The sequence below is a fragment of the Rufibacter latericius genome, from assembly GCF_003721515.1.
GTDB lineage: Bacteria > Bacteroidota > Bacteroidia > Cytophagales > Hymenobacteraceae > Nibribacter > Nibribacter latericius.
Genome location: NZ_RJJD01000007.1, coordinates 42,815 through 59,975 on the forward strand (window position 1 = coordinate 42,815; position 17,161 = coordinate 59,975).

Annotated in this window: 15 protein-coding genes; 1 reads left to right on the forward strand and 14 read right to left on the reverse strand. The window is 55.7% G+C overall.

Annotation, left to right across the window (positions count from 1 at the left end):
* Window positions 1-149: 149 nt before the first annotated feature.
* The 14 genes from EFB08_RS11710 to EFB08_RS11775 form a co-directional block, all read right to left on the reverse strand.
* Window positions 150-1,601: an NADH-quinone oxidoreductase subunit N gene (locus EFB08_RS11710; RefSeq protein ID WP_123127156.1), complete on the reverse strand. Its 1,452-nt coding sequence runs from the start codon at window positions 1,599-1,601 to the stop codon at window positions 150-152.
* On the reverse strand, window positions 1,588-3,165 hold the full coding sequence (nuoM, locus tag EFB08_RS11715; RefSeq protein WP_123127157.1) for an NADH-quinone oxidoreductase subunit M: 1,578 nt from the start codon (window positions 3,163-3,165) through the stop codon (window positions 1,588-1,590). The genes EFB08_RS11710 and nuoM overlap by 14 nt, the downstream gene beginning before the upstream one ends.
* Window positions 3,162-5,054, reverse strand: coding sequence for an NADH-quinone oxidoreductase subunit L (gene nuoL, locus EFB08_RS11720; protein ID WP_123127158.1), 1,893 nt, complete (start codon window positions 5,052-5,054; stop codon window positions 3,162-3,164). The genes nuoM and nuoL overlap by 4 nt, the downstream gene beginning before the upstream one ends.
* Before the next feature lie 2 nt (window positions 5,055-5,056).
* The gene (gene nuoK, locus EFB08_RS11725; RefSeq protein WP_123127159.1) at window positions 5,057-5,365 is read right to left on the reverse strand and encodes an NADH-quinone oxidoreductase subunit NuoK; all 309 of its coding nucleotides are present in this window, start codon (window positions 5,363-5,365) and stop codon (window positions 5,057-5,059) included.
* Window positions 5,362-5,889 (reverse strand): NADH-quinone oxidoreductase subunit J, encoded by a 528-nt coding sequence (nuoJ, locus tag EFB08_RS11730; protein ID WP_123127160.1) that lies wholly within the window; start codon window positions 5,887-5,889, stop codon window positions 5,362-5,364. Before nuoJ ends, nuoK begins: the two co-directional genes overlap by 4 nt.
* Window positions 5,890-5,900: 11 nt before the next feature.
* A complete protein-coding gene (nuoI, locus tag EFB08_RS11735) occupies window positions 5,901-6,416 on the reverse strand; it encodes an NADH-quinone oxidoreductase subunit NuoI (RefSeq protein WP_123127161.1) in 516 nt (171 codons plus the stop codon).
* A 52-nt stretch (window positions 6,417-6,468) separates the two neighbouring features.
* Window positions 6,469-7,434, reverse strand: a complete 966-nt coding sequence (gene nuoH, locus EFB08_RS11740; RefSeq protein WP_123127162.1) for an NADH-quinone oxidoreductase subunit NuoH — start codon at window positions 7,432-7,434, stop codon at window positions 6,469-6,471.
* On the reverse strand, window positions 7,404-10,139 hold the full coding sequence (nuoG, locus tag EFB08_RS11745) for an NADH-quinone oxidoreductase subunit NuoG (protein WP_123127163.1): 2,736 nt from the start codon (window positions 10,137-10,139) through the stop codon (window positions 7,404-7,406). The genes nuoH and nuoG overlap by 31 nt, the downstream gene beginning before the upstream one ends.
* 1 nt (window position 10,140) lies before the next feature.
* Complete coding sequence (gene nuoF, locus EFB08_RS11750) at window positions 10,141-11,415, reverse strand: NADH-quinone oxidoreductase subunit NuoF (RefSeq protein WP_123127164.1); 1,275 nt, start codon at window positions 11,413-11,415, stop codon at window positions 10,141-10,143.
* Window positions 11,416-11,433: 18 nt separating this feature from the next.
* Window positions 11,434-11,898, reverse strand: coding sequence for an NADH-quinone oxidoreductase subunit NuoE (nuoE, locus tag EFB08_RS11755; protein WP_123127165.1), 465 nt, complete (start codon window positions 11,896-11,898; stop codon window positions 11,434-11,436).
* A gap of 343 nt (window positions 11,899-12,241) precedes the next feature.
* Entirely contained in the window at window positions 12,242-13,993 is a 1,752-nt protein-coding gene (gene nuoC / locus EFB08_RS11760; protein WP_123127166.1) for an NADH-quinone oxidoreductase subunit C/D, read from the reverse strand.
* A gap of 138 nt (window positions 13,994-14,131) precedes the next feature.
* Window positions 14,132-14,770, reverse strand: a complete 639-nt coding sequence (locus tag EFB08_RS11765; protein WP_123127167.1) for an NADH-quinone oxidoreductase subunit B — start codon at window positions 14,768-14,770, stop codon at window positions 14,132-14,134.
* Entirely contained in the window at window positions 14,751-15,203 is a 453-nt protein-coding gene (locus tag EFB08_RS11770; protein WP_227006312.1) for an NADH-quinone oxidoreductase subunit A, read from the reverse strand. The genes EFB08_RS11765 and EFB08_RS11770 overlap by 20 nt, the downstream gene beginning before the upstream one ends.
* Window positions 15,204-15,287: 84 nt before the next feature.
* Complete coding sequence (locus EFB08_RS11775) at window positions 15,288-15,719, reverse strand: CBS domain-containing protein (RefSeq protein ID WP_123127168.1); 432 nt, start codon at window positions 15,717-15,719, stop codon at window positions 15,288-15,290.
* 616 nt (window positions 15,720-16,335) lie between these two features.
* Here EFB08_RS11775 and EFB08_RS11780 point away from each other — a divergent pair.
* Window positions 16,336-17,148 (forward strand): hypothetical protein, encoded by an 813-nt coding sequence (locus EFB08_RS11780; RefSeq protein ID WP_123127169.1) that lies wholly within the window; start codon window positions 16,336-16,338, stop codon window positions 17,146-17,148.
* The last annotated feature ends 13 nt before the right edge of the window (window positions 17,149-17,161 follow it).

Consider the following 17,161-nt stretch of genomic DNA (forward strand, 5'->3'; position numbering starts at 1 on the left):
ATACCCTTATCTGAAAGGGGTTCATCAGGTAAGCTCAAATGTAGGTAGAAAGAGACAAAACCTGTTTTTGACCAGATTTTGAAAAACAAGGCAGAAACAGGAATATCCATCTAATAAACTTTTGGGCGAGGATTGGAAGGGTTTTGGTTTTACCTCGATGAGACAAAAGTGATAAGCAAGCCCCTGATAATTTGCACCAAGGTGCTAGGGTAAACCCCAATCCAGATCAGCAGAAGGGCCAGTACAGCCATGGTTGCCCCGCTGGCAAAGGAAATTGCGGGGTGTAAAACCTTGCGCATTTCCTGCGGCTGCTCTGCCGGCCCAAACATGACCGCAATAATCCTGATGTAATAATACAACCCCAGCACACTGTTCAACACCAGCATGAGGACCAAAATCCATTGCTGTGTGTTAACCCCGGAGGCCAGAAGATAGAATTTACCCACAAATCCGGCCGTAAGCGGAATGCCCGCCAAGGAAAGCAGCATAGCCGTAAATACCGCGGCAGTGCCGGGCCGGCGCCAGAACAGACCCCGGTAATCTTCCATCTGGTCAGCGTCGCGTTCGTTGTCAGACAAAAGGGCCACGACTCCAAAGGTGCCCAGGGTTGTAATGAAGTAGGCCACCAGGTAAAAGCTGACCGCTTCCACCCCCAGTTGGTTTCCAGCCAGAAAAGCGACCAGCAAATAGCCCAGGTGCGCGATGGACGAATACGCCAGCAGGCGCTTGATGTTTTTCTGCCGAAGGGCCAGCAGGTTGCCCGCCAGCATAGAAGCAATGGCGATGATGGTGAACACCGTAACCATACTGTCATACCGGTAACCATCAGCCTCGGAGATAAACCTGATCAGCAAGCCCATCATTCCGCCTTTTGAGACCGTCGCGATAAAAGCCGTGACCGGAGCGGGAGCCCCTTCATACACATCGGGGGCCCACATGTGGAAGGGCACCACTCCCAGCTTAAACCCGATGCCCACTACCGTCAGCCCGAAACCGGTTAACAGCAACATAGGAATTTGTTCAACGGATTGAAGGTACACCGCAATTTGGGTGAAGCCCATGGAGCCGGTCACCGCATACATCAGGGCCATTCCAAACAGCAGGAAAGATGACGACATTGCTGCCAGGATCAGGTATTTGATTCCGGCTTCATCGGAGCGCTCCCGGGTACGCAGGTACGAAATAAGGGCGTATAAAGACACGCTGAGCAGTTCCAAACCCAGAAACAGTGCCATGAAGTGCTGGCTGATGACTAAGACGCACGCTCCCAAAGTGGCCAGGACCAGCAAGATGTAGAACTCTTCTTTCCGCTCCTCGCGCTGTTCAAAGTAGGCATAGGACATCATGGTCACGCCCAATGAAGTCCACAAAATCAACCCGATGTTGAATACGCCCCACCCATCCACCACCAGAAAGGGAGGAATGGCGTAGTTTATTCCCCGCAAATCCACCACCGTGGTGAGGGCAATCAGATGCCCCAAAAGGGTTAACCCAAAGACAACGCGGTGGTTTCGCTTCACCGCCACCGACAGCATGGTAACAATGGAAGTGCCCACCAGTACCAGAAGCGGCATCAGATAGGGTAGATCACTTAAGCGCATGGCTGCCTCCTTTCAGTTTAGGAATTTTTATAGAATCCTGCTTTTGGGTATCGAATGATACCGGTATCGGTGCTTTGGTCTTGACATCCGGGGAAGTATAGGTCTGCAGTTGCTCTTCCAGGGAAGCTTGGGCGCGGTCAAGTACCGGTTGCGGGTAAAGTCCCAGCCAGAGAATGGCTCCTACCAGGGGCAAAGCAATGGCAAATTCCCTGATAGAGAGATCCCGCAACTCCTGTCGGGCTTTGTTCTGGCCCAGGAAAACTCGTTGCATGATGCGGAGCGAGTAAACCGTGGCGGCTACTAACCCAACAGTGGCAAAAATGGTGAGCGTGGGGTTGGCCCTCCAGCTACCCACTAATGTCAGGAATTCAGCAATGAAATTACCCAGTCCCGGCAGGCCCAACGAGGCCATTACAAACACCAGCGCAATTACCCCCATTTTTGGGATTTCGGCCCAAAAACCGCCCATCAGCCGAATGTCCCGGGTATGAAGGCGCTCATACAGAAACCCAGCCAGGATAAACAAAGCCCCGGTACTGATCCCGTGGGTGATCATCTGCATCACCACGCCTTGGTACGCCCATTGGTTGAACGCGAACACCCCCAGCACAATAAAGCCCATGTGGCTCACGCTGGTGTAGGCAATCAGGCGTTTCAAATCCGTTTGCGCATAGGCCAGGATCGCGCCGTAGAGAATTCCCACTACACCCAGCAGCATGGCCCAGGGCGCAAATGCCTGCGCTCCCTCGGGAAACAACGGGATCACGAACCGAAGCAATCCATAAGCCCCGGTTTTAAGCAGTAGACCCGCCAGAATCACACTTCCCGCCGTAGGAGCCTGGGAGTGGGCATCGGGTAACCAGGAATGGAACGGCACCACTGGTAATTTTACCAGGAAAGCGGCCAGAAAACCAGCCATCAGCCAGCGTTCCGTTTCAGGTGAAAAAGAGGCGTTCAGCAGATCAAAATAGCTGAAGGAAAAGGTTCCGGAGTTTGCGCCATGGACGAAGTAAAGCCCAAGGATGGACAACAGCATGAGAAGGCCGCTGGCTTGGGTAAAAATGAAGAACTTGTAGGCCGCGTACCGTCGGTTTTCGTGCCCCCAGATGCCAATAAGAAAGTACATCGGGATCAGCATTACCTCCCAGAAAAAGTAGAACAGGAACAGATCCATGGTGAGGAAAACACCCGTGATGCCTGCTAAAACCCACAAAAGATTGAAGTGGAAGAAGCCAACCTTGGTTTTGATCTCGTTCCAGGAAACCAGGATGGAAAGCGTTCCCAGAAAGAAGGTCAGCAATAGCATGAGTAAACTCAAGCCATCCAAAGCCAACGAAAACGAAACGCCCCATTGCGGCACCCAGGGCACTTCAAACCGAAGCAGCCAGGTTGTACTTCCCATTGTAGAAGGAGGGCTTTCTGACCAGAGAAGTAAGGTGGTGAGCAGGCAGGCGAAGGTCGTTCCCAGAGCGATCCAGCGGGGTAGGTGGGGATGAACCCGGCTGCCCATCCAGGCCAGCACGCCACCCACCATCAGTAGTATAATGATCCAGGCCAGTATCATGGGAATAGACTTATGGTGAGAATCACGAGTGCTCCAACCACTACCCCCATCATATACCAGCGCAAAATGCCGCTCTGGGTCTGGGCCAATCCTCGATTCAAGAAGTTCGCCAACCCTGCTACGAAGGCGTAAATTTTATCAATGAAATCTCCCTTGTTCAAAGTCGAGAGAAAGACAAAAGGCCGCACGAATAAGGTATCGTACAGCTTATCAAACCCCCAACCCGCGTACCAGAACCGGTGCAGCGCCATGGCCCGAGCCGAGTTCCGGATGCTCTCGTGCAGGGAAGGTTGCCTTAAGTACAACAGATAGGCGATGAAAACCCCGGCCAGAGAGAACGCCGCCGCAATGGCCTGGAACATCCACTCTGAGGGCGCCATGCTCTCGTTTATGGCCAGATTTGGCAAAACTGGGCTCAAAAAGGAAGAGAACAAGACCACGTGCCCGAAGTTGTGCGGCAACTCAATAAAACCAGCTACCGTGGAAAGAATCGCTAGTACCACCAGCGGCAGGATAATGAGCTTGCCCGGCGGATGCTCCATGTGCGTTTTGGGGTCGCCGTAAAAGGTGAGAAAGACCATCCGGAAGGTGTAAATGGCGGTGATGAACGCGCCTGCCAATCCGGCCAGGTACAGCCAGATATTGCCCCGTTCGCCCGCTAGGGCCAACCACAGAATCTGGTCTTTGCTGTAGAAACCTGCCGTCACCAAAGGCAAGGCCGCCAGCGAAGCCGCCCCAATCAGGAAGGTCCAGAACACGGCTGGCATCTTCTCTTTCAGGCCACCCATCTTGAACATGTTCTGCTCGTGGTGCAGGGAGATGATGATGGCCCCGGCGGCTAAGAAGAGCAGCGCTTTGAAGAACGCGTGAATCATGAAATGGAAAATACCCGCGCTCCAGGCCCCCACGCCCAAGGCCAGGAACATGTAGCCAATCTGGCTGATGGTGGAGTACGCCAGCACCCGCTTCAGGTCTGACTGGGTGAGCGCCGAGAAGCCCGCCAGCAGCAACGTCACTGCCCCAATCACGGCCACGGTAAACTGGGCCAGTGGCGCTAGTTCAAATAAGACGTGCATCCGGGCAATGAGGTAGACGCCCGCGGTGACCATGGTAGCCGCGTGGATGAGGGCACTCACCGGCGTGGGCCCAGCCATGGCATCTGGGAGCCAGGTCTGCAGCGGCAATTGGCCAGATTTTCCCACGGCTCCGCCCAGCAGCAGAAAAGCAATGATAGTGGCAGGTTGGGCTCCTACGGGCCAGGTTTGCGCGGCTTCGGTGGAAATGCTCTGGATGTGGAGCGTCCCGAAATAATGGAACAGCATGAACAGGCCAATGGCCATGGCGGTGTCGCCTACGCGGGTGATGATGAAGGCTTTGCGGGCCGCATAGCCGTTTTGGGGCTCTTTATACCAAAACCCGATCAAAAGGTAACTGCACAATCCTACGCCTTCCCAACCGAGGTACAGCAGCAAGAGGTTATCCGCGAGCACCAGCACCAGCATGGAGCCCACAAACAGGTTCATGTAGGCAAAGAAACGGGTGAAGCCCTCGTCCTCGGCCATGTAAACGGTGGAGTAGAGGTGAATCAGGAAACCCACAAACGTGATCACGAAGATGAACACCAGCGACAGCGCATCCAGGTGAAACGCGATGCTGGGGCTGAACCCCGCCACGTCAAACCATTGCCAGACTTCCTGCCGGTACACGCCTCCTGCAGGTGCATCGGTCAGAAACTGAAAACCCAACAGCAACGTGAGCACCGCTGATAGCCCAACGCTGCCTACGCCTATCAGAGACACCACCGTGCGGGGCAGTCTGCCCCCAAACAGGATCAGCAGCAGGGCACCGGCAAAAGGCAAAACGGGAATGACCCAGAGTAGATTTTCCATAGCTATCCGTGCATTAGGTTGGCTGCGTCGCTGTCAAGGGTTTTCAAGTTATGGTACAACTGGAGGATCAGGGCCAGGCCCACGGAGACTTCGGCAGCGGCCATGGTGATGATGAAAATGAACATGACCTGCCCATCGGCCTGGGCCCAGCGGGCACCGGCCACTATAAAGGCCAGCCCGGCGGCATTGAGCATGATCTCCACCGAGATGAGCATGAAGATGATGTTGCGCCGGATGAGCAGGCTCACCAGCCCGATGACGAAAAGGGTGCCCGCCAGCAGCAAGCCGTATTCCATAGGAAGGGTAGTCATGCGTCGGTCCTTTCCAAAAAACGATGTACCACTTTCTTTTTCTGCCGGCCCAAATGATAGGCGCCCACAATGCCGGCCATCAGCAGCATGCCGCTCAACTGCACGCCCAGCACGTAAGGCCCAAACAAAGACATGCCCACGGCCTGCGCCTCCACGGGCGTGCTGCGGTAGGTGTCTGGCGTGTCAATGGTGAAAATGTAGACCAGCTCCACCAGTAGAATGAAAGACAGCACCGCCGGCCCGATCCAGACGCGGGGCTGAAGCCATTCCTTTTCGTGCTGGATGTCTTCCTGGGTGAGGTTCAGCATCATGATCACGAAGATGATGAGCACCACAATGGCCCCGGCGTAGATGATGATCTCCAGAGCGGCCATGAAAGGAGCCCCCAATGTGAAAAACACCACCGAAATAGCCAGAAACGACACCACTAGGTACAGCAGCGCATGGATGAGGTTGTACTGCGTCACCACCATAATGGTGGCCAGGATAGCGACGGCAGCGGCGATGAAAAAGGTCAGTTCCATGGCAGTTCTGGTTAAGGCAGCAGGCTTTTGACGTTTACCGGCGGATTCTCATTGATTCCTTCGCCTTTGCCCTTGCCCCCAATGGCCATGCCCGCCACTTTGTAGTAGTTGTAGCCCGGGTATTTGCCCTGCCCGTCAATGAGCAGGTCTTCTTTCTCGTAGACCAGGTTTTGGCGATTGTACTCGGCCATCTCAAAGTCTGGTATGAGCTGGATGGCGTAGGTGGGGCAGGCCTCTTCGCAGAACCCGCAGAAAATACAGCGTGAGAAGTTGATCCGGAAGAAATCCGGGTACCGGCGACCGTTCTCATCCTCAGTGGACTGCAGCGAGATGCAGTCTACCGGACAGGCGGCGGCACAGAGGTAGCAGCCCACGCAGCGCTCGCCCATGTCCGGGTCGCGGGTGAGCACAATCCGTCCGCGCCAGCGGGTGGAGAGCTTGGCCTTTTCCTCGGGATACTGGATGGTGTCGCGCTTGTGGAACGCGTGCAGGAAGGTTAACCCCATGCTTCTGAGAATACTAAACATATCAGCTCCTTTCTTTATGCCAGGCCCATAGGGAGCGAGGACGGATTATGCGTTATGATTCGTTTTGCATCAAAACAATGGCTGCCGTTACCAGCAGGTTCACCAGGGAAAGGGGAAGCAGAATCTTCCAGCCGTATTCCATGAGTTGGTCGTAGCGGGGGCGGGGGAGCGAGGCGCGCAGCAGGATGAACAGACTGATGAAGGCGAACACCTTGATGGCGAACCAGAACAGCGGCGGCAGAAAACCCGGACCCAGCCATCCCCCGAAGTACAGCGTCACCACCATGCAGGAAATCAGCGTAATGCCCAGGTACTCTCCGATAAAGAACATCCCGAACTTCATGCCCGAGTATTCTGAGTGGAACCCCGCCACCAACTCGCTCTCCGATTCTGGGATGTCAAAGGGCAGGCGATGGGTCTCGGCTACGCCGGCGATGAAGAAGATGACAAACCCCAGGATCTGCGGAATGAAAAACCACAGGTCGCGCTGGGCCTCCACAATAGTGGTCAGGTTAAAGGTACCGGTCAGGAGAACTACGCCCATCAAGGCCAGGCCCATGAATACCTCGTAGGAAATCATCTGCGCCGCGCCGCGCATGGCGCCCAGCAGCGCGTACTTGTTGTTGGAGGCCCAGCCGCCCAGAATGATGCTGTAAGCACCCATGGAAGACATGGCCAGGAAAAACAGGATGCCGATGTTGAGGTCCGCCACCACAATGCCGGGCGCAAACGGCACCACCACAAAACCCAGCAGCACCGTCACCAGCACAATGGCGGGCGCAATCACAAACACCACCTTATCGGCCAGCGGCGGAATCCAGTCCTCCTTGAAGAACAGCTTCAGGGTATCGGCGAGCACGATGAACAGCCCGAAGGGACCGGCGCGGTTAGGGCCGTAACGGTCCTGCCAGAGCGCCAGCATCCGGCGTTCCACCCAGATGAGGCCCGCCGCTACGTTCAGCAGTGCGAACAACACGCCTCCTATGATCAGGAGATAGTGTGAGGTTGATTCTTCCATGCCGGTTCTTGTTTAAGGATGATGGCCCAGGCGGGTACGTCAGCAAAAGGAACATCGGGGAGGCCCAGGGGTAAGCCCGCGGTGCCCGCCGGAAGGTCAGGATATAGTTTCACCGGCAGCCGGAAGGTCTGGTTGTTCAGGGAGAAGTTGAGAATCTCGCCGGCTTCCAAACCATAGTTCTGCGCATCCAGCGGGTTCAAAGCCACATAGGGTTTTGGGGCTCTTTCTGCAATTCCGGGCGAAAAACAGCTCAACTCCTCAGACCCGAAGATGTGGGGCAGCGGCAGCACGAGTAAGTGGTCTTTCAACGGCTGGAAGTCCTCGGGTGCCTCGTGGTAAAAGCGGTGGACGCCGTTCTGCCCGGGTTCTATGAGCCGCACGCCCGGATCACCGTACCGCAGATGCCCACCCACTTCGTCCTGGTACTTGTTCACCGACTGGATGGAGTTCCAGCCCGGCGCCCAGAAGAAAGGCGTGATAGGCGAAGGCGGTTGGCCCCGGTAACCTTCCATGGTATAGGAAAGCGGGGCATCAGGGTCTTCGGGTGGTTTAGGCTCGCTCACACTGTGGTGGGCGAACATGGCGGTGCGGCCGCTGAACCGGTGGGTCTCGCGCGGCACTTTCTGGCCCGAAATCCGGAAACCGGCAGGTGGAGCCAGGGCTTCCAGACCCTTGAACCCTGGTTCGACTTCCATGAGCCCCCGGATAACGTCATCCAGGTTTTCCCACTGACTCAGTAAGGGCACGTGCAGCGCCTGGCCTATCTGCGCGAGCCAGCGCCAGCTTTCTTGGATGTCCTCGGCGGTGGGGTAGACCTGGTAAAAGCGCTGGGCCCGACCCTCGTTGTTCACCAAGGTTCCGTCTGCCTCAGAGAAGGCCCCAGCGGGCAGCACTATCTGGGCTTGCTCAGAGGTGGCGTGGTGCAAATGGTCCAGCACGATGACCTGTTTGGCTTTGCTCAGGAACCGGTCTGCCTCTGCTTTCTCAGCACAGCGGTGTAGGTTGTTTTCCAGGATGATGACCGCATCGGCGTAGTTGTTATGGATGGCCGCAAACGCGGAATCCAAGCGGTGACCGCCCAGCATAGCCAGTCCCAGGCTGTTGCACTCAGGCACGGTGAGTACGATGCCGGTTTCGGGGTTCTGGGCGTATAAGGCCGCGGTCAGGTTGGCCGCCGCCTCCAGCACGGCTTCGCTGCCGCTGGAGCAGCCCGAGATAATCAAAGGTTTTTTCGCGTGTACCAAGGCTTGCGCGATCCGTTCTGCCAGGACCTGTTCTTCCTCTGCGAGATGCGGCACCTCCGGCGATTCGGCGCTGATCAGGTTGGCCACGGCGAAACCCAGTCGGGCGATGGTATCGGGAGAGGCATGTACGGTGGCGGTGGCGATCTCATCCAGTTTGGTGGCGGTAAGCGTGGCGATGAAAAGCGGGCCGTGCTGGTCCTGGACCAGTTGGCGGGCGGCGGCATCCTGCCAGTAGGGAATACTGGCCTGCATCACCGTTTCCATGGGCTGTTGCCTTACCGACTGCCGAACGGCCAAACCCAACCGGGGAGCGGTATTGATCAGGTCTTCGCCCAGAATGAAAACCGCATCGGCTTTCTCTACTTCCCGCATACTGAAGGTGCGCGCCGGCGAGTACTGCAGAATCTTCAGGCTCATGTTCACCAGGTCATAGTCGGTGTCTGAGACGCCACTGTGGAAGTTGTCTTCGCCCACCAGCGCCTTCAACGCGAAGTTAGACTCCAAAGAAGCCCGCGGCGAGCCGATGCCAATGACGCGGGCGTTCTTGAGTTGCGTGGTTACTTCCTGCAAAGCCTCCTGGCGGGAAACCGCTTCGGGCAGTTTGCTCCGCACCAAAGCTTTCTTTAACCGCGGCGGACTGTTCACGAACTCATAACCAAAGCGGCCCCGGTCACAGAGAAAATAACCGTTCACCTCGCCGTTGTAGCGGTTCACAATCTGCCGCAGGGAGCCGTAGCGTTCACCCGCGGTGATGTTGCAACCCAGGCTGCAGTGGTGGCACACCGAGGGGGCCATGGTTAGGTCCCATTTGCGGGTGTAGTGCTGTTTCAGGGTTTTGTCAGTGAAGACGCCGGTGGGGCAGACTTCCGCCAGGTTACCGCTGAACTCACTCTCCAGAACGCCGTCCTCGGCCCGCCCGAAGTACACGTGGTTGTGCGCCCCGAACACGTCCAGGTCTTTGCCGCCGGCATAATCTTTATAGTAGCGCACGCAGCGGTAGCACTGGATGCACCGGTTCATCTCGTGGTTGAGGAACGGCCCCAGGTACTGGTTCTGGTAGGTGCGTTTCTTGAACTGGAAGCGGCGGTAGGCGTGGCCCGTCATCACGGTCATGTCCTGCAGGTGGCAGGAGCCGCCTTCGTCGCAGACGGCGCAATCGTGGGGGTGATTGGTCATGAGCCACTCAATCACATGCTCCCGGAACTCTTTGGCCTCGGGCTCTTCAATGGACAGGCGCATTAGGTCGCGAACCGGCTCCATGCAGGACATGATCAATCGGCCTCTGGTATCTGCTTCGTCTTTGAAAACTTTGACGGCGCACTGGCGGCAAGCCCCCACCGATCCCATGGCCGGGTGCCAGCAGAAATAGGGCAGGTCTTTGCCTAAGCTCAGGCAAGCCTCCAGCAGGTTTTTGCCGGGCTTCACCTCGTAGGGCACGTTGTCTATGTAGATGGTGGGCATGCTACTTCCAGGGACATTGGTGATCGTGGATGTGGCGTTCAAAATCCTCCCTAAAATATTTCAGGGCGCTCTGCAGGGGTTCCATGGCACCGGGAGCAAGGGCGCAGAAGGTGTTGCCCGGACCAAGGTATTTGGTATGGAAATCCAGAATGTTCATGTCCTCGGGCCGACCTTCGCCACGGTCTATAGAGAGTAGGACTTTCTCCACCCAGGGCAGCCCCTCACGGCAAGGCGTGCAGAAACCGCAGGACTCCTGCGCGAAGAAATGCTGGAGGTTGTGCACGAAACCCACGGGGCAGGTCTGGTCATCCAAAATGATCATGGTGCCCGTGCCCATGCGGCTGCCCGCCGCCGCGATGGAGGTGTAATCCATAGGCGTGTCCAGGTGCTGTTCTACCAAAAAGTCGGTGGAGGCGCCGCCGGGCAGCGCGCCCTTGAACCTGTAGCCGTCCAGCATGCCGCCGGCGTATTCTTCCACCAATTCCCGGATGGTCACGCCCATGGGCAGTTCCCAGGCGCCGGGCCGTTTCACCTTGCCGCTCACGCCGTAGATCTTGGTGCCCGCATCCTGGGTGCGGCTCAGGCCTTTGAACCATTCGGCGCCATGGTTCACGATGTGCGGCAGGCAGCAGAGCGTTTCCACGTTGTTCACGATGGTGGGTTTGCCGTACAGCCCGCTCACCTGCGGAAACGGCGGTTTGGCCCGCGGCATGGCGCGTTTGCCCTCCAAGGCGTTGAGCAGGGCGGTTTCCTCGCCACACATGTAGCGGCCCACCCCGGTATGCAAATGCATCTCCAGGCTAAAATCCGTGCCCAGAATGTTCTTCCCCAGGTAACCCGCGTCATAGGCTTCCTGAATGGCTTTGATGATGCCTTGCGCGGCCTTTTTGTAGGCCCAGCGCAGGAACACGTAGGAGATATCCGCCCCAATAGCGTAGGAGGCTAGGATCATGCCCTCAATCAATTGGTGCGGATTGCCTTCCAGCAGCAGCCGGTCTTTGAAAGTGCCGGGCTCCATTTCATCGGCGTTGGCCACCAGGTATTTTGGTCTCGGTACGTCCGGCCCCATCGGTACGAAGCTCCACTTGAGCCCGGTGTTGAATCCGGCCCCGCCTCGGCCCCGCAGGTTGGAGTCTTTCACCAGCGTCACTACCGCCTCGGGCGAGAGCTCCAGCAGGGCTTTCTGGACCGCCTGGTAGCCGCCCACGTGCTCGTACTCCTGCAGGCTGAGAGGCTCTCTATCCGGGTGGATGTGTTTGGTCAAGGGTCTTTCCATGGGCTTTGCCGGGGCGGTTTATCGGTGGTGGTGCAGGATGGCGTCTAACTCCTCAATAGTCACGTTCTGGTACAGATGGTCATCAATCATGAGGGCGGGGGCATGGTCGCAGGTGCCCAGGCAGACGTTGGGCAGGAGCGTGAAGCGGCCATCTGGGGTGGTCTCGCCATACTTGATCTGCAGTTTCTGCATGAGGTGGTCCCTGATCTGCTCGTAGCCCATGACCCAGCAGCTGATGCTGTCGCAGAGCAGGATCACGTGGCGGCCCACCGGTTGCCGGAAAATGAGGTTGTAGAACGTGGCCACGCTGTCCAGCTCCTCCGCCGACATGCCCAGCATGGTAGCGGTGTCCTTCAGGCTTTCGTCTGAGACCCAGCCGCGGTGCTGCTGCACCACCTTCAGGGCTTCAATGCAGGCCGCCTTCTTCTGCGGCACCAGGCTAATCTCATGTTCAATCTGCGCGATTTCCTCCGTGGTCAGCATCTGTTCTTGGGTTAGGTTCTGGTTGTTTTCCTCAGCAAAGGCAGCAGCCCCGCTGTTCTATAGCTTAAGTCGATGTTTTCGTCTTGGTTAACTCACCTGATGTTCCCTGTTTCAGGCCTGTTTTCCAGAAACCAGCCTAAAAACAGAGAACTCAGGCGGACATTCACTGTATCTTTAGAACTCCTCGGCTTTCTGCCGCAACCTTCAACTTCCAGATTTCTGCTAGGTCGTTTTAGACCTGTTTTCCAAAAATCGGCCTCAAAACGGAAGTCTGTTGGTAGCGCTTCTGCCGAATGATCCATCTTCATTCTCTCAACCACTCATTCACTCATTCACTCATTCTTCACCGGTCAATATCCGCCAGCACGTAGTCCATGGCGCCGAGGATGGAAAGCAGGTCGGCGACGGTGTAGCCGCGGGTGATGTAGGGCAGCATCTGCATGTGGGGGAAGGAAGGAGTGCGGATGCGGACGCGGTAGGCCGAGGTGTTGCCGTCTGAGGTGAGGTAATAGCTGTTGGCGCCTTTGGTGGCCTCAATGCAGCTCATGGCCTCTCCGGCCGGGATTACCGGTCCCCAGCTCACGTTCAAAAAGTGCGTGATGAGCGTCTCGATGTCCTGCATGGTGTGTTTCTTGATGGGCGGCGTGGTCAAAGGGTGGTCGGCTTTGAACGGACCCGCGGGCATGTTCTTGAGGCACTGCTCAATGATGCGGAGGCTCTGCCGCATCTCGGCCACGCGCACCAGCGCCCGGTCGTAGCAGTCGCCGTTCTGCCCGGTGGGCACCTCAAAGTCGAACAGCTCATAACCGGAGTAAGGCCGCGTTTTCCGGAAATCCCAGTTCAGGCCGCAGGCCCGCAGGTTGGCGCCGGTCACGCCCCACTCAATGGCTTCCTCGGCGGTAAAGATGCCTATGCCCACGGTACGCGCTTTGAACAGGCTGTTTTTCAGCACCATGCTGTCGTATTCTTTGAGCCTTTTGGGAAAATAGTCCAGAAAACCCTGCACCAGCGTTTCCCATCCTTTGGGCAGATCCTGCGACACGCCGCCGATGCGGAACCAGTTGGGGTGCATGCGCCCGCCGCAGATGGCCTCCACCACCTCAAAGACTTTCTCGCGGTCACTGAACATGTAGAAGACCGGCGAGAGCTGGCCCAGGTCCTGCGCGAAGGTGCCGTACCACACCAGGTGGCTCGCAATCCGGAAGAACTCGCACATCATCACCCTGATCACCTTCACCCGCTCGGGTACCTCAATGCCCGCCAGTTTCTCCACCGCCAGCAGGTAGGCCAGGTTGTTCATCACGCCGCCCAGGTAATCCACCCGGTCAGTATAAGGAATGTAGGTGTGCCAGGATTGTCGCTCGCCCATCTTCTCCGCCCCGCGGTGGTGGAACCCGATCTCGGGCACCGCATCCACTATGTCTTCGCCGTCCAGTTGCAGGATGATGCGCAGAACGCCGTGCGTTCCCGGGTGCTGCGGCCCGATGTTGAGGAACATGAAATCGCTGTCTTCGCTCTGGCGCGCCATGCCCCATTCCTCGGGCTTGAACTTCAAGGCCTCCTGTTCGCGATCCTGCTTTTCGTCCCACAGCCGAAACGGTCCCATCTCGGTGGCCCGGGCCGGATGCTCTTTGCGCAGCGGATGGCCTTCCCAGGTGCGGGGCATGAGAATACGTGACAGGTGCGGATGCCCCTCAAACTTGATCCCGAACAGGTCATAGATCTCCCGCTCGTACCAGTTGGCGTTAGCCCAAAGCCCGGTGATGCTGGGCAGGGAAGGGTACTCGCCAAACAAACCCACCTTCAGCCGGATGAATTGGTTTCGGGTGTAGGAGAACAGGTGGTAGACGACCGTGAAATCAGCGTGGGGGACGTGGTTTGTGGCGCGGTTGCGGGTGCGCTCGTCCAGGGCGCAGAGGTCGTAGAGGAAAGGGAAAGGCTGCGGGATTTCTTTCTTGAGGTAATGCAGGATCTCTTTGGCTTGGGCCACGGGCATCCAGAGGGTGAGGATCTCATCCTTGGTGGTCTGGACGGTGAAGGTGCCCTCACCGAAACGGGATTGCAGTTGCGCCAGAAGGTTGCCGTTGCTTTCCATTGTACAGGAGTTTTGTACCCCCATTCAGGGGCAGATCCTTTTCCTTGCGTACCTATTTCATTCCTCTACACTGACGGGGTTCCACTAACTATTTGGGTTTATCCTGATGTCTTGAATTCTACTTGAAGGTATCCTGAACTATATCTCGTCCGGCGACCGGAAATCGGTCATCTGCCGGCGGTATTCCACTTTGCGCGCCTTTACCTCGGTTTTATCCGGCCGGATGATGCCCTGTTCGCCCACGCTCCAGCTCAGCGGGCGCTTCTCTTTCCCCACCGATTCTGACAGCAGCACCAAGCCTTCCATGAACGCATCGGGGCGGGGCGGGCAGCCGGGTACGTACAGATCCACGGGCAGGAATTTGTCCACGCCCTGCACTACGCTGTAGATATCGTACATGCCGCCCGAGTTGGCGCAGGAGCCCATGGAGATCACCCAGCGGGGCTCCATCATCTGTTCGTAGAGGCGCTGGATAATGGGGGCCATTTTGATGAAGACCGTGCCGGCGATGATCATGACATCGGCCTCGCGGGGCGTGCCCCGGATCACCTCTGCCCCGAAACGGGCCAGGTCGTACTTGGGCGTCATGCTGGTGGCCATCTCCACAAAGCAGCAGGACAGCCCGAAGTGGAACGGCCACATGGAATTGCGGCGGCCCCAGGCCAGCAGACTTTGCATGGAACTGAGCATAATGCTCTGCTGCATGGTGTCCTCGTAAGAGCCCGTGCCTTTCACGGTGCCCGTGGGTTGTTCTGGTCTACTCAGCCACCACTTCATGCCGGGTCTCTTCTTTAAAGGTGATTTTCTTATATGCCTGCAGAATCTTCCTGCCATCCGGACCGAAGTCCAGGGCCCCGTTGCGCCACTCGTAGATAAGCACCACCACCAGCAGCACGATAAACGCCAGCGCCCCGAAATACCCGTACCAGCCCAGTTCCTGGAACGCGATGGCCCAGGACACAATGAAAATGGTCTCCACGTCAAAGATGACGAAGAGCATGGCAATGAGGTAGAATTGCGAGGAGAAGCGCAGGCGGGCCGTACCCGTGCTGATGATGCCTCCTTCATAGGGCTCGGCGGTGGCACGCTCGTTGTGCCGGCCGCCCAGGAAATGGGAAATGGTAAGGATGATGCCCGCCAGGCTAAGCACAATGGCCGCGTAGACCAACAAGGGCCAAAGCAGGGTAGGAGTTTCGGGAGAATTGGTCAAAGCGCATCCCCTCCAGGGAATCGTTTGGATTCTGGTTTACCGCATGAAGAAAGAATTTTGTGAACACACCAGGGCCTTTGTGCCTTAGTGACCGGTTATGTAATGCTCCAGGTTCTCTATGATGAATTTCTGTTCGTCAATGATGTACTTTACCACGTCCCCGATGGAGATCAACCCTACCAATTCGTCGTTCTCTAACACGGGAAGGTGCCGAATGTAGCTTAAGGTCATCAGTTTCATGCAATCTTCAATGGACGTGTCTGGGGTGACCGTAGCGGGGCGTTCGCTCATGATTTCCCTAACCAGGGTTTCCTTGGAGGCTTTTCCCTTCAAGATTACTTTGCGGGCATAGTCCCGCTCGGTGAAGATGCCGGTAAACCTCCCTCGGTCTATGATCAGTAAAGCGCCCAGGTTTTTCTCGCACATCAACTCCAGTGCCTGGTACACGGTGTCGTCGGGTTCAATGGAATAGATTTTGTGCCCTTTGTTTGCTAAGATATTTCTGACTTTACCCATTTTTCCTCTTCCTCCATAAGAGTAATAGGTTTATTGAAAATGGAACTTAGATCTGCCTAGGCTGACATCCCTTAAGGTAGAGAAATATACTATTATGTTTTAACATTTCAATAATTATTTTAAAAATAGAAAGATAAAATAAATTATTTTTCTATTACTCCGCTCTTCTGAATAGAAAATCTGCAAAGGTCTAGCATATCCTGTAAGGAGAATTTCTGGTTTTGAGGAAGTTTTAAGAAAACCGCCATAAATCTGGATTTTGGAACGTATCCGGTAGGGAGCTAAGAAGCTTCCTAGATTACTCAATATCCAATAATATGTTGATTAGTAGTATATTGAGGCTCGCAGTTACTAAACGCGATGAAAAAACGCAAGACTACTTTTTTGTATTGGACTTTAGGTCAAGAGATAGCATCTAATCCAAAATAGAATCATGCAAATTACCCTTATTAAAGGTTGAAATTGGTTGGTGAGTGACCGGTTTGCTTCGTTCCACTTACCTAAAGGATTATTGCTCCCCGAAATAAACGAAATTTTTTAGGGGCTTTTTTCAAAAGGAGCCTCTAAACGGAAAGATTCGCAAGGTGTTCTTTATCTTGTCTGCTCTTGATGGGCCATGGCTAAAACCTCACACTATTATATAAGAAAGTTCCACCGGTACTTTGGGCTGGTCTTAGGGATTCAGTTTCTCTTCTGGACCTTAGGCGGCCTTTATTTCAGTTGGAACGATTTGGATAAAGTGCATGGCGATCATTTAAGGAAAGAGAAAAGGTACCTATCAGCGGCCTTATTTATGGTCTCTCCGCAGGTTCCCTTAACCCATTTAAAGACCAATATACAGGTAGATTCCTTACAATCCATCCAGCTTATTGAGGTAGTAGGGGTTCCTACCTACCAGATCCGTTACTTCACTTCTCCCGAGAAAAGGCAGCCCACGCATGAAAGCAACTCTCATTCGGCTGAAAGTTTGTCATCCGGAATAGAAAAGGTGCAGTTAGCCAACGCAATGACTGGTGAACTGAGGTCTCCGGTGAGTAAAAAAGAGGCCCTGCAGATTGCCCGGAACACCGTGAAAGAACCGGCCGAGGTAGAGAAAACAGAGTACCTGACCCAGGTAGGAGGGCACCACGAATACCGCGAAAAACCTCTACCCGCCTGGGCCATCACCTTCCGGGAGCCTGCCTGCACCGTGTATATCTCCGCTGAGCTAGGAACTTTTCAAGCCATCAGGCACAACCAATGGCGCAGGTTTGACTTTCTCTGGATGCTGCACACCATGGACTATCAGGGCCGGGACAACATCGGGAACCTTCTCCTAAAGGTATTTTCCCTTATGGGCCTTTTAACGGTACTCTCGGGGTTTGTCTTGTATTATGTTTCCTCGCCGGCCCGGCGAACTTCTAAAAAGAAATCCGAAGTTTACCGGTAGGAAATCTAAAATT

Excerpts from the sequence above, each read along its gene's own strand:
- nuoH (WP_123127162.1), bottom strand. The coding sequence starts at position 7,434 with ATGGAAGAATCAACCTCACACTATCTCCTGATCATAGGAGGCGTGTTG.
- nuoK (WP_123127159.1), bottom strand. The coding sequence starts at position 5,365 with ATGACTACCCTTCCTATGGAATACGGCTTGCTGCTGGCGGGCACCCTT.
- nuoJ (WP_123127160.1), bottom strand. The coding sequence starts at position 5,889 with ATGGAACTGACCTTTTTCATCGCCGCTGCCGTCGCTATCCTGGCCACC.
- nuoE (WP_123127165.1), bottom strand. The coding sequence starts at position 11,898 with ATGCTGACCACGGAGGAAATCGCGCAGATTGAACATGAGATTAGCCTG.
- EFB08_RS11765 (WP_123127167.1), bottom strand. The coding sequence starts at position 14,770 with ATGAAGTGGTGGCTGAGTAGACCAGAACAACCCACGGGCACCGTGAAA.
- nuoG (WP_123127163.1), bottom strand. The coding sequence starts at position 10,139 with ATGCCCACCATCTACATAGACAACGTGCCCTACGAGGTGAAGCCCGGC.
- nuoM (WP_123127157.1), bottom strand. The coding sequence starts at position 3,165 with ATGATACTGGCCTGGATCATTATACTACTGATGGTGGGTGGCGTGCTG.
- EFB08_RS11775 (WP_123127168.1), bottom strand. The coding sequence starts at position 15,719 with ATGGGTAAAGTCAGAAATATCTTAGCAAACAAAGGGCACAAAATCTAT.
- nuoL (WP_123127158.1), bottom strand. The coding sequence starts at position 5,054 with ATGGAAAATCTACTCTGGGTCATTCCCGTTTTGCCTTTTGCCGGTGCC.
- nuoF (WP_123127164.1), bottom strand. The coding sequence starts at position 11,415 with ATGGAAAGACCCTTGACCAAACACATCCACCCGGATAGAGAGCCTCTC.
- EFB08_RS11710 (WP_123127156.1), bottom strand. The coding sequence starts at position 1,601 with ATGCGCTTAAGTGATCTACCCTATCTGATGCCGCTTCTGGTACTGGTG.
- EFB08_RS11780 (WP_123127169.1), top strand. The coding sequence starts at position 16,336 with ATGGCTAAAACCTCACACTATTATATAAGAAAGTTCCACCGGTACTTT.
- nuoC (WP_123127166.1), bottom strand. The coding sequence starts at position 13,993 with ATGGAAAGCAACGGCAACCTTCTGGCGCAACTGCAATCCCGTTTCGGT.
- nuoI (WP_123127161.1), bottom strand. The coding sequence starts at position 6,416 with ATGTTTAGTATTCTCAGAAGCATGGGGTTAACCTTCCTGCACGCGTTC.